This window comes from Streptomyces sp. NPDC057565, from assembly GCF_042801455.1.
GTDB lineage: Bacteria > Actinomycetota > Actinomycetes > Streptomycetales > Streptomycetaceae > Streptomyces > Streptomyces yanii.
The window spans coordinates 12225-27769 of the sequence record NZ_JBHVFU010000082.1; the positions used below are offsets into that span (position 1 = coordinate 12225).

The 15545-nt window shown below is 68.8% G+C and carries 15 protein-coding genes and 2 pseudogenes; 8 read left to right on the forward strand and 9 right to left on the reverse strand.

The window, feature by feature from the left end; translation table 11 throughout:
* Positions 1–113: 113 nt before the first annotated feature.
* Entirely contained in the window at positions 114–875 is a 762-nt protein-coding gene (locus tag ACFU8W_RS47800; protein WP_345519876.1) for an IclR family transcriptional regulator, read from the forward strand.
* 82 nt (positions 876–957) lie between these two features.
* On the opposite strand, the gene ACFU8W_RS47805 is transcribed toward ACFU8W_RS47800, so the two are convergent.
* The 5 genes and pseudogenes from ACFU8W_RS47805 to ACFU8W_RS47825 form a co-directional block, all read right to left on the reverse strand.
* Positions 958–2331, reverse strand: a complete 1374-nt coding sequence (locus ACFU8W_RS47805; protein ID WP_384052130.1) for an MFS transporter — start codon at positions 2329–2331, stop codon at positions 958–960.
* Positions 2332–2381: 50 nt separating this feature from the next.
* The gene (locus ACFU8W_RS47810) at positions 2382–3155 is read right to left on the reverse strand and encodes an SDR family NAD(P)-dependent oxidoreductase (RefSeq protein WP_384052131.1); all 774 of its coding nucleotides are present in this window, start codon (positions 3153–3155) and stop codon (positions 2382–2384) included.
* Between the two features lie 773 nt (positions 3156–3928).
* Positions 3929–4679 (reverse strand): annotated as a pseudogene (locus ACFU8W_RS47815) (transposase family protein).
* A 158-nt stretch (positions 4680–4837) separates the two neighbouring features.
* Positions 4838–5404 (reverse strand): flavin reductase family protein, encoded by a 567-nt coding sequence (locus ACFU8W_RS47820; protein WP_384052133.1) that lies wholly within the window; start codon positions 5402–5404, stop codon positions 4838–4840.
* Between the two features lie 158 nt (positions 5405–5562).
* Positions 5563–6435, reverse strand: coding sequence for a helix-turn-helix transcriptional regulator (locus tag ACFU8W_RS47825; RefSeq protein ID WP_345519866.1), 873 nt, complete (start codon positions 6433–6435; stop codon positions 5563–5565).
* 325 nt (positions 6436–6760) lie between these two features.
* Between ACFU8W_RS47825 and ACFU8W_RS47830 the strand changes: the two genes are divergently transcribed.
* Positions 6761–7636 carry a helix-turn-helix transcriptional regulator gene (locus ACFU8W_RS47830; protein ID WP_345519864.1) on the forward strand — a complete coding sequence of 292 codons (876 nt, stop codon included), beginning with the start codon at positions 6761–6763 and terminating at the stop codon, positions 7634–7636.
* Between the two features lie 89 nt (positions 7637–7725).
* Complete coding sequence (locus tag ACFU8W_RS47835; RefSeq protein ID WP_384052136.1) at positions 7726–7995, forward strand: hypothetical protein; 270 nt, start codon at positions 7726–7728, stop codon at positions 7993–7995.
* 291 nt (positions 7996–8286) lie between these two features.
* On the opposite strand, the gene ACFU8W_RS47840 is transcribed toward ACFU8W_RS47835, so the two are convergent.
* Together ACFU8W_RS47840 and ACFU8W_RS47845 are read right to left on the reverse strand one after the other, a co-directional pair.
* Entirely contained in the window at positions 8287–9678 is a 1392-nt protein-coding gene (locus ACFU8W_RS47840) for an amidohydrolase family protein (protein WP_384052138.1), read from the reverse strand.
* 202 nt (positions 9679–9880) lie between these two features.
* Complete coding sequence (locus ACFU8W_RS47845; RefSeq protein ID WP_384052140.1) at positions 9881–10639, reverse strand: Atu4866 domain-containing protein; 759 nt, start codon at positions 10637–10639, stop codon at positions 9881–9883.
* Positions 10640–10989: 350 nt separating this feature from the next.
* Here ACFU8W_RS47845 and ACFU8W_RS47850 point away from each other — a divergent pair, with 350 nt between their 5' ends.
* Positions 10990–11271 (forward strand): Atu4866 domain-containing protein, encoded by a 282-nt coding sequence (locus tag ACFU8W_RS47850; RefSeq protein WP_345519856.1) that lies wholly within the window; start codon positions 10990–10992, stop codon positions 11269–11271.
* A 174-nt stretch (positions 11272–11445) separates the two neighbouring features.
* Here ACFU8W_RS47850 and ACFU8W_RS47855 read toward each other — a convergent pair whose 3' ends face one another.
* Entirely contained in the window at positions 11446–11832 is a 387-nt protein-coding gene (locus ACFU8W_RS47855) for a fic family toxin-antitoxin system, toxin component (RefSeq protein WP_384052141.1), read from the reverse strand.
* 5 nt (positions 11833–11837) lie between these two features.
* On the opposite strand from ACFU8W_RS47855, the gene ACFU8W_RS47860 reads away from it, so the two are divergent.
* Complete coding sequence (locus ACFU8W_RS47860; RefSeq protein ID WP_384052143.1) at positions 11838–12629, forward strand: transcriptional regulator; 792 nt, start codon at positions 11838–11840, stop codon at positions 12627–12629.
* A 205-nt stretch (positions 12630–12834) separates the two neighbouring features.
* Positions 12835–13166: pseudogene (locus ACFU8W_RS47865) on the forward strand (cytochrome P450); the annotation flags it as partial.
* Here the strand turns inward: ACFU8W_RS47865 and ACFU8W_RS47870 are convergent.
* Positions 13135–14139 (reverse strand): GlxA family transcriptional regulator, encoded by a 1005-nt coding sequence (locus tag ACFU8W_RS47870; RefSeq protein ID WP_384052145.1) that lies wholly within the window; start codon positions 14137–14139, stop codon positions 13135–13137. The pseudogene ACFU8W_RS47865 and the gene ACFU8W_RS47870 overlap by 32 nt on opposite strands.
* Positions 14140–14264: 125 nt before the next feature.
* Between ACFU8W_RS47870 and ACFU8W_RS47875 the strand changes: the two genes are divergently transcribed.
* Positions 14265–15227 carry an NADP-dependent oxidoreductase gene (locus ACFU8W_RS47875; protein WP_345519850.1) on the forward strand — a complete coding sequence of 321 codons (963 nt, stop codon included), beginning with the start codon at positions 14265–14267 and terminating at the stop codon, positions 15225–15227.
* A 26-nt stretch (positions 15228–15253) separates the two neighbouring features.
* Entirely contained in the window at positions 15254–15508 is a 255-nt protein-coding gene (locus tag ACFU8W_RS47880) for an antibiotic biosynthesis monooxygenase (protein ID WP_384052147.1), read from the forward strand.
* Positions 15509–15545: the final 37 nt, after the last annotated feature.

Consider the following 15545-nt stretch of genomic DNA (forward strand, 5'->3'; position numbering starts at 1 on the left):
AGCGAGCCGCGGGGCCGTCCGGACAGTCACGTCCGTGTGGCCTCCCCGCTCCCGGGCTCGTGTGACCGTAGTCACCAACTTGCGAACAGTGCAATGAAAGATAGGTTTGTTGCATGGAACGCAATGAAGGATTTCGCGTGGAGGCGGCGCACCGCGTGCTCGTCCTCGTCAAACTGCTGGGTGCGGCGGGCTCGTTGAGCGTCACGGAGGCAGCCGCTGCCCTCGACGTCAACCCGTCCACCGCCCAGCGGCTGCTGGCCACGATGGTCGGAGACGGGTTCGCCCGGCAGGGCGAGCGCCGCCGCTACCTCCCCGGCCCCGAGATGGCCCGCCCCGCCGCGGCAGCCGCCCCCACCCTGCGCGACCAGGTTCGCCCCTACCTGGAGCAGCTCTTCGAGGCGGTCAACGAGACCGTCCACCTCGCCACCCTGGTCGGCACCGAGATCCACCACGTCGACGGCATCGAGGCCACCGATCACGTCATCCGGTTTGGCCTGCGCACCGGCGTGCGCCTCTCCGCGCACATCACCTCGGCCGGCAAGGCCATGCTCGCCGGCCTCTCCGACGACGATGTCCAGGCGCGCTACCAGGTGGCCTCGAGCGGGCGCCGTCGACGCCCCCTGGGGGCCGACATGGACCACCTGCGGGAAGCCCTGGACAAGGTGCGCAAGCACCGCATCGCCTCCAACTTCGAGGAGAGCGAGGTCGGCGTGGCCGCGTTCGCCGTCAGCATCGGCAGCCACGAGGGGCAGCACGCCGCCCTCAGCATCGCCCTGCCCGTCATGCGGTGCGGCCGCGCCGACGCCGCCCGGTTCGGCGAGGCCCTCGTCGCCGTCGCCGACCGCTACCTCGCCGACCAGGGCCGGGCACGCTGAGGGGGAGGCAGACACGCTGAGGCGGGGTGTGGCGCCCTGTCAGAGAGCGCCCACCCCGCCTTTCGTGCGCGTGAAGGACTCGTCAGTCGATCCGGTGACCCAGCTGCGCCAGGGGGACCTTGTGGGTCTCGCGGGCCGTGGCCACCGCGATCGCGGAGATCACGCAGGCGAAGGAGGTGAAGGCGGCCGCCGGCCACCAGGAGTCACCGGTGGCCGAGGAGACGGACTGGATGATCGTCGGGGAGAACCCGGTCAGGACCAGGCCGAGCTGCAGGCCCACGGCCATGCCGCTGACGCGGAAGCGGACGTTGAACATCTCGCTGAAGAAGGCCGGGTACACGGCGTTCGTTGCGGCGAACCCGAGCGTGATGCACAGGAAGAAGCCCAGGTAGATCATCGGCACGTCCGCGTTCCCGACGGCCCAGAAGAACTGCCACACCGCCACGGCGCCGAACAGGTTGCCGCCGATCAGCACCGGGCGGCGGCCCACCCGGTCGCTCAGCGCGGCGAACATCGGCTGCGTCAGCAGGGCGGTGGCGTACCCGAACACGACCGCCCACAGCATCGTCGAGGAGGGCACGCCCACCACGTGCGTCGCGTACGTCAGGCCCCACACCGGCACCACCGAGCTGATGACGATCAGGAAGGCCGCGAAGACCACGCGCACCACGTCAGCGGGCTGGTGCTTGAAGACCAGGCCGATGGGCGCCTTGGCGACCTTGCCCTGCTCCTTCTGCTCCCGGAACGCCTTCGGGTCCTCCAGGGCGCGGCGGATGACCACGCCCACGATCACGATGACCGCGGAGGCCCAGAACGGCACCCGCCAGCCCCAGGCCAGCATCTGCTTCTCGGGAAGCGCCGCCACTCCGATGAATGCCAGGGTGGCCAGGATGTAGCCCACCCAGATGCCGTTGATCATCCACGAGCAGTAGAGGCCGCGGCGTCCCTCCGGGGCGTGCTCCAGCGTCAGGGACGCCGAGCCGGAGGCCTCGCCGCCCACCGACAGGCCCTGGAACAGGCGCAGCGTGATCAACATGGCTGGCGCCCACATGCCGATCGTGGCGTGCGAGGGAAGGCAGCCGATGAGGAACGTCGCCACGCCCATCGCCATCAGTGTGATGATCATGATGTTGCGGCGCCCGAACCGGTCGCCGATGTGACCTGCCAGGAACCCGCCCAGCGGGCGGGCCACGTACGCCACGCCGTAGGAGCCCAGGCTCAGCAGCAGGCCCATCGCCCCGGCGTCCGGGAAGAACACCTGACTGAACACCAAGGCCGAGGCCGAGGCGTAGATGTACATGTCGTAGTACTCCAGCGCGGAGCCCACGAAACCGGCGGCAGAGGCCTTCTTGCCCTGACTGGGGCCGCCCTTGCCGGGAGCGGAGACCGCGCCGGTCTTCAGCGGCACCCCGGTCCCGCCTGGGGCGGAGACGGATGACCTGGTCGTCGTTGACATGGTGCGTCGTCCTGTTCGTCGGGAGGTGTGCGTCGTCGCGCCCCTCGTTGTCAGTAGTCCGCCCGGCCGCCCGAGGCGTCGTACACGAACCCGGTCGTGAACGAGGCCTGGGGCGAGACGATGTAGGAGACCAAGTGCGCGATCTCCTGGACGGTGCCGAAGCGGTGCATCGGGATCAGGGACTTCTGGATCTCCTGGCGTTCCGGCGTCATGCCCTGGATCAGGGGCGTCTCCACCGACGCGGGAGCGACGGCGTTCACCGTCACCCCGGAGGGGGCGTACTCCTTGCCGACGGCCTTGACCATCCCGATCACGCCCGCCTTCGAGGCCGAGTAGGCCGCCATCTGCGGGTTGCCCTCCTTGCCCGCCACGGAGGCGATGTGCACGATCCGTCCGTAGCCGCGCGGCAGCATCAGCTCCAGCGCCGCCCGCGTCACCGTGAAGGCGCCCCCCAGGTTGAGGTCCACGATCCGCTCGAACGCCTCCTGCGAGGTCTCCACCGTCGGGGCGACCGGTCCGAGAATCCCCGCGCAGTTCACGACGATCTCGACCGTCCCGAACGCCTCCTCGGCGCCCTTCAGCGCCGACTCCACCGACGCCACGTCCGTGACGTCCACCGGGCCCGTCATTCCCGCCACCTCGTCGTTCCACGAGGCCGACGGAAGGTCCAGGGCCAGCGTCTTGATCCCCTGCGCGCGCAGCGTCTCCACGATCGCGGAACCCATGCCGCTCGAGGCGCCGATGACGACCGCGTGCTGCTCGGCCGGAGCCCCGTCCCTCGGGCCTCGGCCGCCCGGCTCGCCCTGTCGCTGGTCTGCCGCCATGGTTGCTCTCCCTGCGTGAACGTCGTTGTCCGCTGCCCAGCGGGGCGCCCCTGCCCCCGCCGTGGTGTGACGGTAAGCACACTTGCGCTGGCAGCAAAGAGTTCGCGAACAAGTTGCGCAGCACGCAACAAGCACATGGCGGCGCCGACGGCGTCGAAGCCCCCTGCTCGCCTCCCTCCGGGCGTCTGGAGGCGCCTCATCCACCGCTCGGAACCGCCTCGCAGGCGACGCAGAGACGGGTACCGTGATCACCGAGAGCTTCGGGTACAGGCCAGCCAGGTACCGGACCCTGGCACGTCGGCGGACGTACAGGAGGGGGCGAACCTGTGTCGCAAGGCATGGTGAGACCCGGCGAGCTGTTGACCGAGCGCGAGGTGGAACTCCTGACTAGTGCGCTCTTCGAGTGGGGCGGCCCTGCACACTGCAGCGCTCAACTCGCCGTCGGCATGGGGTTCGCCGGTATGCAGGACCTGTACGACCAGTGCCGAAGGCTCCGGAAGGCTCTTGGCGACAACGCCCCACTCTGCGCGGCGGACTGGGCGCGGACACTTCTTGCTACGGAGATCGCTTCGTCAGCGACCTCGCCGGCTCAGGCGTCGAATGGTCAACGAGCACGGGCCGCGACGACGCGGAGACGATCAAGATGCTGCGAGTGATCCAGCGGAAGCTGGCACCGACCGTCAGCCCCCACTACGGCAAGCGGCCGAGCGAGTAACTCCTCCGCCGCAGACCCGCCAGAAGCCGGTAGCTGACCTGCGGAGACAATGAGCGTTTCAGCGTTGCCTCTCCAGGGTGAGGACGGCGGCGGCGATGGCGGTCATGCGGTTGGGGCTGCAGCGAGCTCTGCGGAAGATGCGCCAAGGACTTCAGTCGCGCGACGCTTCGAGCGACGGGTGCTCGTGCCGCCGACAGGGCCCGGTTGATCGTCTGCTGGGTCGGGTTGAGGTCCTGGTGCGGAAGGCGTCTGATCGGTGTGGTCACCCAGGAGCCGGCTCCGATGCAGGCGCGGTCGGCCAGGACGGGAACTCCCTGGCGTTCGCAGATCCGGATGATGCGGTGGGTTCGGGCTGCGGTCAGGTCGTGAGTGCGGCCGGGCAGGGCGGGTGAGATCCATAGCAGCTTGCCGGTGGGATCGGCAATGACCTGCACATTCACGCCGTGGCGGCGGCGCCTCTGGGAGAAGCCGGCCCGGCTGTCACCGACCCGGTCGCACTCGGCGAGTGTTCCATCGAGCAGGACGTGGTCGGGATCAGTCTCCCGCAAGACCCGCAGCAGGCCGGGCGCCCTGCGGGAGAGGTGGCCGACGACGGCAGTGACGTAGGCGTGGGCGGTGCCGACGGATATGCCGAAGCCGGCAGTGATCTGCGTGAGCGGGTCGTGTCGGCGGAGGTAGATCAGGGCGACGAGAGCACGCTGGTGCGGCGGGAGCTTGCAGCGGCGGTCGCCCTCACGGGTGACGAGGAGCATGGTGACCCACTCCACGAGTGCATGCGGCAGGTCGAGTGCGGCAGGATGGATGACCAACGAGGCCCCTGAGCAACGTGATTGGGACGTCAGACATCTCGATCAACAGCTCGGGGGCCTCGCTCGTTGCGCTTCCGGCCCATCACCCGATCGGTGGCCAACTCGAAGAAGCTCAGTGGCTCACCCCCACCGAGGTCGCTCTGCCCGATCGCGGTCGCTTACAGAAGATACTGCCACTTGGTCATGCGGGACTTCAGGTCGACGGTCGGTCCGTCGAGAGTGAAGGTTCCGTCTCCGCGGTGGTGGAAGAACTGAGGCTCGGGCTGCGAGGGGTCGGTCCAGGCCCTGACCGGCTCCAGCAGGAAGAGGCTGTAGGAGGCCACGAGGCTGCTGTCGGCGACCCTGCACTCGATGTTGGCGAAGCACTCGGCCACGAGCGGTGCCTGGACCTTCTCACCGGCCACGGCGGTCAGGCCGAACTCCTCGAACTTGTCCACGTCGGCACCGGAGCAGTTGCCGATGTCGACCACGGTGGCGATCATGTCCGCCGTCGGGACCGAGACGACGCACTCGCCGGTTTCGACCAGGGCCTGGTAGCTGTGGTCCCAGGGGCCGATGGTCGCCGCGATCAGTGGTGGAGCGTGGCGCACCATCATGTTGAACCCGTTGGTCATGACGTTCGGGATGCCACGATGCTGGGTGGTGACCAGGATCACGGGGCCGGGTTCGATCAGTCGGTGAACCTGGTCCAGGGGATGGGGCTGAAGGTCCTTCACGGTGATCATGTCTGCTCCTGGCGCCGTGCGATCCGCGCGCCGGCGTCCTGGCCGGCGCATTGCTTGTCGCATCGAGTGTCGGCAGACGGACGCCTCGCGATGAAGGCCACGTTGTTCCTGGGTGCGGCAGGACCAGCCTCCGCCCGGTTACGTGGTCACGTTCGCCATTACTCCGTGCCTGCGGCGAGGTCGGCCACGGGAGCGGCCGTTTGGGCGTGCTTCGGCTGGGTGCCATGGATCTCAGCGTCTCGAAGGCCACGGCCGTCGGGCTGGCCCGGTTCGGCTTGGTAGACCACCAGTTGTTGGTGCGGGGCGCCGTTGACGGTGAACGCCGCGAATGTGATGTGCAGTTCTCCGACGTGGGGGTGTTTGAGGTGCTTGCCCTGTTGGGACTTGCTCTTGACGTCGTGCAACTGCCAGATTTCGGCGAACTCCTTGCTCTGGTCGGACAGTTCGGTGACGACTTCGGCGATGCGGGCCGATTCGGGGTCGTGTCCGTAGGCGGCCCTGATTTCGGCGACGCAGGAGTGCGCGGCGCGCTCCCATTCCTGGTAGAACTCGCGCCCGGCAGGGTCGACGAACACCATACGGGCGAGGTTGTCGAACTTCTCGAACCCACTGTGGAGGGCCGTCGCGAGGGGGTTGGCCGCCATGATGTCGAGGGCCGGGCCGACAACAAAGGCCGGAGTGTGCTCCCATCCGTCCATCAGCTGCAACAACTGCTGGCTGACGTCCGTCTCGCCCCAGTGGCGCGGGCGTTGTGAGGCGGTGAGGCAGAGGCGGTTGAGGTGGTCTGCGGCTTCCGCATCGAGTTTCAGGGCCTGTGCCACGGCGTCGAGGACCTGCGGGGAAGGGCTGTTCTCGCGGCCCTGTTCCAGCTTGATGTAGTAGTCGGAGCTGACTCCGGCGAGCATGGCGACTTCTTCTCTGCGCAGTCCCGGCACCCGGCGTCGCCCGTGTTCGGGCAGACCGACGTCCTGTGGCTTCAGGGCTTCTCGGCGGGCTCGGAGGAAATCGCCCAAAGGGGTCCCATTGCTCATGCGGCAAGGGTAGATGCATCTCAGCCGACGAGAACTATCGGTCACATACTCTTGCCATACGTAGCGCAGCAATCACAAAGGGTAGTCACCATGCCTGTTCGGCCGGATTTTCCGGCTCCGAAGCTCGCTGTGGAGGCCGAGTGGTCGGCGAGGGAGCAGCTCAGGGGCGTCGGCTACTCGGATGACGCTCTTGTAAGGCAGCCACATGGCATCCCACGGTCCGTCACGTACCCGTACCTTCCCCCGGGGGGTACCCGTATTCCTGGGTGCAATGCACCCACCGTCGGCCGAACTCCGCGCGGCGATATCCGCCTACCGTGGCTGCATGGACAACGACACGCGCCCTGACCCGGTTGGAGGGCTGGGCCAGTTCCTCCGTTCCCGCAGAGAACGCCTCAGCCCCGCGGCAGCAGGATTGCCCGGTACAGGCCGCCGAAGAGTGCCGGGCCTGCGGCGCGACGAGGTCGCGACAATCTCGGGTGTCAGCCTCAGCTACTACAGCCGACTCGAACAGGGCCGTGGACTCGGCCCCTCTCCCCGGGTGCTGGAGGCCCTGGCCCGCGCACTGCAACTCGAGGACGAGGACAAGGGGGAGCTCTTCCGGCTGGCCCGGCCGACAGCCCGCCGCACTAAGTCCCCCTCCCGGGTCGAGCGGGTACGCCCGCACCTGCGGCAGCTGATCGAGAGCTGGACCAGGACGCCGGCCTTCATCATCGGTCATGCCCAGGACCTGCTGGCCACCAACGCGCTGGCCGACGCCCTCTACCGTGACTTCGCGCAGCACGACAACGTACTGCGCATGCTCTTCCTGGACCCCGCGGCGAAGTCCTTCTACCGAAGCCCGGAGCGGGCCCGGGATCGTGCGGTCGCCGACCTTCAGCAGACCGCAGCCAGCAATCCGCAGGATCCCCGCACCCTGGAGCTTGTCGGTGAGCTGTCGGTGTGCAGCGGCGAGTTCCGGGCCCTGTGGGCCCGCGAGTACACCCGGGTCCCGCCGTATGAGGTCAAGCGGATTCACCACTCCGTCGTGGGAGACCTGGATTTGCGGCACGAGACCCTCAACATCCGCAGCGTGCCGGGACAGCAGCTCATCATCTTGCAGGCCGAGCTGGGCTCCCCGTCCGCCGACGGACTGGCCCTGCTGAGCTCCCTCAGCGCACCCGAAGTGCCTCACCAGCAGGATCCCGCGCAGAGCTCCTGACCCGGGAGACCGCCGGAGAACCGACCCCGGCAGGCTGGCACGTCTCGCACCCGGCGATCTGTTGAGCACGCGACGCCAGCTCCCTGTCGGTGGCCGCGGACCGCACCGCCGACTACGACGACGCCCCTGCGCACGTGGCGCTGGACTGGATCGACGAGGCCAACCACGCCCAGCTCGGCGACCCCGTCAAGGGCGCCGCGCTCGTCGTCGAGGTCGCCGCCGCCGAGAAGCTGCCCACCCACCTCTACCTCGGGCGCGACACCCTGGAGCGGCTGGACGTCAAGTACCAGCAGGTGCGGGACGACCTCGCCCCGTGGCGCGAGAAGTCCGCCGCCACCGCCCACGACGACGCCGCCTGACACACCTCCGGCCGCCCTCTCCTTCTGGTGCCCCAGCCTTTCTCGAGCGGCCCGGCCGGTCGCATCGGCGCAGCAGGAGCCCAGGAGGACGGCTGGCCCGGAGTGCTGGACTGGGCCGCTGCGTGCCGGGATGACGTGGTTGGGGGAACGGGGTAGGGCATGGGAACTCCGGGAGAGGAAGGTCTGGTCGCCGCCCCGTGTGTCTGCGCGGCCCGATCTGCCGGTGGGCTCCACGCGATGCGGCGGGTGCCCCCGGCCGCGGAGGGACGGCCGGGGGACGTTGAGGGGTGCTCAGGCGGCGGGGGTGTTGAGCACGTACTCGCGTGAGGCGTGCACCTCACTGCGCAGGGCGGACAGGTCGACGTCGAGGACACGTCCGTCCCACTTGCGGGGTTCGCCGTTGATGAGGACTGCGCTGATGTTGCGGGCGTCGGAACCCAGCACGATCGTGCCGATCGGGTCGTTGAGCGGCATGTTGTTGAGGTCCTCGGCCTGGACGACCAGGAGATCGGCCTTCATGCCCGGCGTGAGCGAGCCGGTGACGCCGGCCAGGCCGTTGGTGCGGGCGCCCTGGAGGGTGGCGAAGTCGAGGACGTCGTGGGTGGTGATGCGGGAGGGCTGCTGGTCGGTGCCGTAGGCGGCGTGGACCGCGCGCATCCGCTGGATGGCGTGCAGGGCCCGCATCTGCGTGAACATGTCGCTGGCCAGGGCGACTTCGACGTCGATGCTCAGTCCGGGGCGGATACCGACGGAGAGTGCCTCGTCGACGGCGGGGATCGCGGTCTCCAGGCCGATCTGCGCGTCGGACGTCGGGGCGAGGGCCACGGTGGTGCCGGTCTCCCCCATCGCCTTCCATGCCTCGGAGGTCAGTCCGGTGGAGTGGATGAGGGTGACGTCGGGGTTGAGTATGCCGTCCTTGGCCCAGCGCAGGACCGCCTCGGACCCCGACGTGCCGAACACGGCGTCCACGCTCACCCCGATACCCAGCTCCTGTGCGGCGCGGCTGAGTTCGGGGCCGTAGGCGAGCGACGGCCCGGCGATCTCGTCGGTGGCCAGGGTCGCCAGACGCAGCGTGAGCAACTGGTCGTCGCTGCTGAAGTACTGGCCCTTGAGGCGGGTCAGGTCACCGGGCCACTGCCGGTCCCACTCGCCGAAATGCGGGCCCATGGAGGCGTGCACGCCACGGATGCCGGTGTCGAGCAGGGCCTCGATCGCGGCGTCGGAGTGTTCACGGGTACGGGAGTTGTGGGAGAAGTCGAGCATCGTCGTGATGCCGCTGTCGATCGCGGTCAGCGCGGCCAGCCTGGTGCCGATGTACATGTCCTCGGGCCGGTAGACCGTGGCGTGGCCGGCCAGAGTGGCCATGACGTAGCCGCCGAGGTCATCGACGTCCGGCATGATCCGGCGCAACTGGGCCTCCCAGGCGTGCCGGTGGGTGTCGACGAAACCGGGGGTGAGGATCGTGCCGGTGGCGTCGACGACCACGGCACCTGCCGCGTCGAGGTCGCGGCCGACGGCGGTGATCGTGTCGCCCTCGACGAGGAGGTCGCCGCCGTCGATGACGCCGAGATCAGCGTCCATGGTGACGATGGTCGCGCCGGTGAACAGGATGCGCCGCCGGTCGGCGGGCCGACGCCGGAGCTCTTCGAGCACGGCGGGACTGGTGGTGTCGTCAACGTTCATGAGAGGTCTTCCTTCAATACGGCGGAAGGGCCGGGAGGAAGGGCCGTCCGCCGGAGAGGCTGGGAGGGAGGAGAGGTGGGCCGCGAGGGAGGGCGGCCGAGGAGGTGCGAGCACCAGCCTCGGCCGTGCGGCAACCAGGCCGCGGTTTCCCCAGGTGTCGCGCACCCAGGATCGGGACCGTGGGGCGTCGGCCGGGGGAATGTCAGCCGAGCTTCATGACGTAGCCCGCGTGGTGCAGGTCGTCGCCCCGGAACTCCCCGTAGGCCCAGAAACCGAGGTCGTCCAGGTAGTCGACGCGGTCGCCATCGATCCAGTAGCGGCCCTGGTAGGCGTGCGGGCGCCCACCCCGCGTCTCGTCGTAGCGGCCATCGGCCATGAGCTCCTGGTGCAGGAAGTCGTGTCGGTCGATCCAGACGCCGACGCGCGGGCTGCCGGTCAGGTCCGCTGCGGCCGGGATGCCCGCCTCAGGGGCGGTGGCCCGGCCGGGGACGTCCGCACCGGCCCACAGGACCGGCCTGCCGGCCGCGACGAGCGCGCGGACCTGCTCCGGCGAGGTCATCAGCGCGGCCACGACGCTCGGCACGTCGGCGGCGAGTGCGTCGGGGACCACCACGAAGTCGGTGGTGTTGCCCGGGGTCAGCGTCGCGACGTACTCCGAGCGGTGGCCCCGGCCGCCGGCCAGGGCGACGGTGTCTACGACGGCGGGAGCGATGGTCAGTCCGGTGCAGTCGACGACGATGGCATTGTCGTCGCCCGCAGCAGTGATGATGCCCGGGCCCACGCCCACGAGCAGGGAGCCGACGAACAGCAGGTCGGCGCCGGTCATGGTCCCGATCAGCGGGTCCATCGTCAGGATGCGAGCGTTGGTGAACAGCACTGGCCGTCCCTCGTCGTTCGCGAGGATCGCGTCGAGGGCCTCGGGGTTCCAGCCTGCGGTGCCGGTGGTATCGGTGATGCTCATGCGCGTGCTCCTCGGTGGGGTCGCCTCATAAGGGTCCCCGCTGCGCGAAGTGAGCGCCGTTGCGGGGTTCGAGGCGAGAGTCCGGCAGCTACAGCGGCTGCCTGACCACCAGGTTCGTCGCGCGGCGGGGGCGGAACCAGGCCGCCGTTATCCCAGGTGTCCGGCACCCACGATCCGTCCCGGCGCCTACGCCGGCGCGGGCCATGGGGAAGGTCCCGGACGGCCCGCCTCGCTGCCGCACGACACAAGGGCCCCGTCGCTCGCGATGCTGGGTGCACGGCACCCAGGAAGCCCTCACCTGGGCAGACGGCGGCCTGGTCACCATCAGCCGCCGGGCCGATCGTAGAGCCATGACCAGCAACGACACGCCCCGCGACCCACACCCCTACGCCGGCATGTGGGTGACCGCAGACGGACACATCCGCCAGGAACTACTGCCCGACGGCCGCTACGACGAAGCCCGCGGCAACCGCCAGAGCGCCTACACCGGCAGCTACACCGTCACCGGCAACCACATCGACTACGTCGACGACACCGGCTTCACCGCCACCGGCGACGTCCGTGACGGCGTTCTCTTCCACGAGCACCTGGTCCTCTACCGCGAGGGCGACGGCCGCACAGCCCGGCCGTAGCGCATCCATGACGGACATGGCGAACCTAGTGCCCCTCCCGGCAAGCTTTGCCCCGTCGCATCGTCGGGCGCAGCCTCGCAGCTCGTGATCCGGGGCGGGTCAACTTCGTACACCTGGCCGTGCAAGCCGGTGATTTGCCGGCCCCGCCCCTCCGGCGTCACAGCAGACACGGTGTCAGGAAACGCTCCATGTGCGCAGCTGACGACCGATCAAGCCAGTCCCCAGCGGGCCCGAAGCGGCGTCCCGCACCAAGGAAACCGCCTCCTTCGGTGGATACTCGAGCAGGCACCCGTTCAGGGCCAGGTACGCCTCTGCCGAGTGCCAGGCGAAGGCCTCGTTGGAGTGCCCCAGACAAGGCAGCCTGGCCAGCGTCTGGAGCAGCGCGGCGGCCTTCAGATGCAAAGAGCCGTAGATGTCGCGTTCCATCGCCTTGGCATTGGCCCGGGCGACCGCCCCATAGAGCGGGCCGAAGTCGTCCACCTGGGGATCACCAGGCAACAACTCCGCCGCGTGCAGAAGAAAAGTCACATCAAGCGGGTGGAGCGGATCGTTCTGGGTCACGCGGCGTGACCTCGCTCCTGCTGCTCCTCAAGATCACGCCGCGCCTGCAGCTCCGCAGCACGCTGTTCCTTGCCGGGATCGGCCGCGCCGGCTTCCTCGGCGAACGCATCACCACTGTGGGCCATCAATGCCCTGAAGGCGTCGAGGAAGCGCACCTGGCCGGTCACCACGCCCCACCCTCCTTCGCCGCCGACGACCACGTCAGCCCAAACCTGCTTCGACTGCTCGACGCACTCACCGAACTGCCTGCCCAGGTCGTCTCCGACCTGGGCGAGGTTCTCGTGCAGAACAGGATGGCGGTCGCACTGCTCGGCGAGCAGACCGCGTACACCGGGCTCGCCCGCAGCTTCACCTACCGATGGTTCACCCAGCCGGCCACCCGGGCGCTCTACCTCCGTGAAGACCACGAGCACCAGAGCCGGGTTCAGGTCGCCGACCTGCGTGCCGCCGTCGCACTACGCCCCCGGGACCCGCAGGCCGCGAAGCTTGTCGGCGCCATGCACGCCGCCAGCAGCGAGTTCGACGATCTGTGGGGGCGCCATGACGTCGCCGTACGCCGCAGCGACCGCAAACGCATCGTCCACCCCACCGTCGGCATTGTCTGCATCGACTGCGAAGTACTCGCCACAGCCCGGCAGGACCAGCGGTTGCTCGTCTTCACCCCTCGCCCTGGCAGCGATGCCGCAGGACAGCTCGAACTGCTACGCGTCATCGGACATCAGAATCTCACTGCCCCGGATCCGTCTGGCACACCACCTGATCTGATCCCTCACAGCGGCGATCAATATAGAAGCTGACGCGGTGTCGAGGGGAACGGACGCTCGCCCGGCGGCCGTCTGCGTTACGACGGAGCTACCGTGGTGCTGATGGTGCAGCCCTCGCCCCCTACTTTTGTGAGAGGCCGACCATGACCAGCCCCGAGCCGACGGCGCCCGCGTCGTCCCGGATACAACCGGGCAGGGCCACTGCGGCACCGTCCCACGGCACTGCCGGTGGGTGCCGATGGTCATCGGCCCGCTCGTACGGGACCTGGCCGGGGAGACGCGACGGCTGCGCGATGCCGGGCCGCTCACCCAGATCGAGCTGCTGGGCGTGCCCGCATGGGCGGTAACCCGGACACGCGGAGGCACGCCGCCTGCTCACCGACACACGGCTGGTGAAGGACATCAGGCGGAAGGCTGTGGCAGACCGGGGACGTCACCCGGGGTTGGCCGCTGATCGGCGTTGTTGACGCTCCCCGTTCCACGTTCACCATGGACAGTGCCGAGCGCAAGCAGCTTCTTACGAAGACGGCTCAGGCGCTCACCCCGCGGCGGCTCGAACAACTCCGGCCGGTATCGCCGGATCTGGTGCGTTGTGGGCCCGGCGGTAGGCCACCGGGGAAAGGCCCACGTAGGTGTGGAACTGTTTGCGCAGTGCGACCGGGTCGCCGAAGCCGCAGGCGGTGGCAATGCGTGCGATGGTCAGGTCGGTGGATTCCAGCAGCAGGCGCGCGTGCGCCAGTCGGCGCTGGGCCAGCCATTTGAGCGGGCTGATTCCCGTCTCGCTGCGGAACCGGCGGGTGAAGGTACGTACGCTCATGTGCGCCTGTCGTGCCATGTCCTCCAGCGTGATCGGCTCAGCCAGCCGTTCCAGTGCCCATTGCCGGGTCGCCGAGGTGGAACGGTCGGTGTCCTGAGGAACCAGGTGCTCGATGAACTGAGCCTGTCCGCCCTCGCGCCACGGTGCTGCTACACACCGGCGTGCAGCGGCAGCCGCGACCGTCGCTCCATGGTCCAGACGAACCAGGTGAAGGCACGTGTCGATGCCGGCCGCACCGCCTGCCGACGTCAGGATCCGGCCGTTGTCGACGAGCAGCACATTGGGATCAACCTCAACGTCGGGGAACAGTCGTGCGAACCTGTCGCACAGCGCCCAGTGGGTGGTGGCCCGTAGACCGTTGAGTAGGCCGGCTGCCGCCAGCAGAAAAGCGGAGGTGCACAGGCTCACGATGCGGGTCTGCGGTCGTATCCGATCCAGTACCGCTGCAAGGTCGTCCGGCTGCGTCCCCGTCGCGAGCAGGTCTTCGCTGGGCTCCAAGGTGGCGATCACCACCGTGTCTGCGGTCTGCAGCAGATCCTCGTCGTGGTCGACGAGGATCTGGAAGTCCTCGTGCGTACGGACCGGTCGGCCTCCGAGCGAGAAGGTGCTCACCGAGTAGAGACGGGTCCCGTCCGTGGTGCACGCCTCGTTGAACACCCGGGCCGGGATGCCCAGATCCAGGGGCAGGACTCCGTCGAGGGCGAGGACGGCAACATGATGCGGCATGGCTGGAATGGTACGACAGGTGTCCCTCAGGCCACTCACTCGCCGCCGTGAGTACACGACAGAGTGGATCTCGCCGGGCTCGGCCCGGCGAGAGAACACATGGCAACAGACATGAGCGAGGAAGCATGAGCGAGCACACCATGCGGGCCGTCACCATCAAGGAGTTCGGCGGACCCGAGGTTCTGACCGCCGAGCAGGTAGCCCGGCCCGAGCCGCTGCCGACCGAGGTACTGGTGCGTGTGCACGCCGCCGGAATCAACCCGGTGGACTGGAAGACCCGCGCGGGCCAAGGCATGGCCGGCCTGCAGACAATGCCGCTGATCCTGGGCTGGGACGTCTCCGGAGTCGTGGAAGAGGTCGGCTTCGGCGTCACCACCCTTGCGCCCGGCGACGAGGTTTATGCCATGCCCTGGTTCCCGAGGCCGGCCGGCGCTTACGCCGAGTACGTCACGGCACCCTCCCGCCACTTCGCCCGCAAGCCGGCCTCGATCGGCCACACCGAGGCCGCGGCCCTGCCTCTCGCGGCGCTCACCGCATGGCAGGCCCTGGTCGACACCGCCGACGTGAAGGCCGGGCAGCGCGTACTCGTGCACGCAGCGGCCGGCGGCGTCGGGCACCTGGCGGTGCAGTTCGCCAAGCACCTCGGCGCCGAAGTCGTGGCCACTGCCAGCGAACCAAGGCATGCCTGGCTCAAGGAACTGGGCGCGGACGAGACGATCGACTACACCCAGCAGCGGTTCGAGGACGTCACCGGCGACATCGACGTCGTCATCGACTTGATCGGCGCCCAGGACGACAACGACACCCGGTCCGTGTCGGTGACCCGTCCCGGCGGCCTCGTCATCGCGATTCCCGGCGGTGTTTCGGAGCACCTGTCCACTGTGGCCGGACGAGCCGGTGTGCGCACCAGCCCGTTCCTGGTGGAGCCGGACTCCGCCGCCCTGACCACGATCGCCGGGCTGGTCGACTCCGGCGAGGTCCGCATCGAGGTGGAGCGCTCCTTCGCACTGGAAGAGGCCGCCGAGGCCCACCGCCTGGGTGAGACCAACCGCACCCGCGGCAAGCTCGTCCTCACCGTCACCGACTGACTCTCTCACCTACTCCGGAGCACGCCATGTACTACGAAATCCGCCGTTACCAGATTCAGCCCGGACGCCGCGAGGAGTGGGTCCGCTATATGGAAGACGTGATCATCCCGTTCCAGACCGCACAGGGCATGGACGTGACCGCCTCCTTCGTCGACGACGAGGACGAGGACGGCTATGTGTGGATGCGCCGTTTCAAGGACGAGGCGGACAGTGACGCCCTGCGCGGGCTCAACCGGTCGTCGCAACACCGGGTTCCTGAATCGATAGTAGATGCTCGTTGAGGGCTTCGGCTGGTGTCTTCCAGCCGAGTGTCTTGCG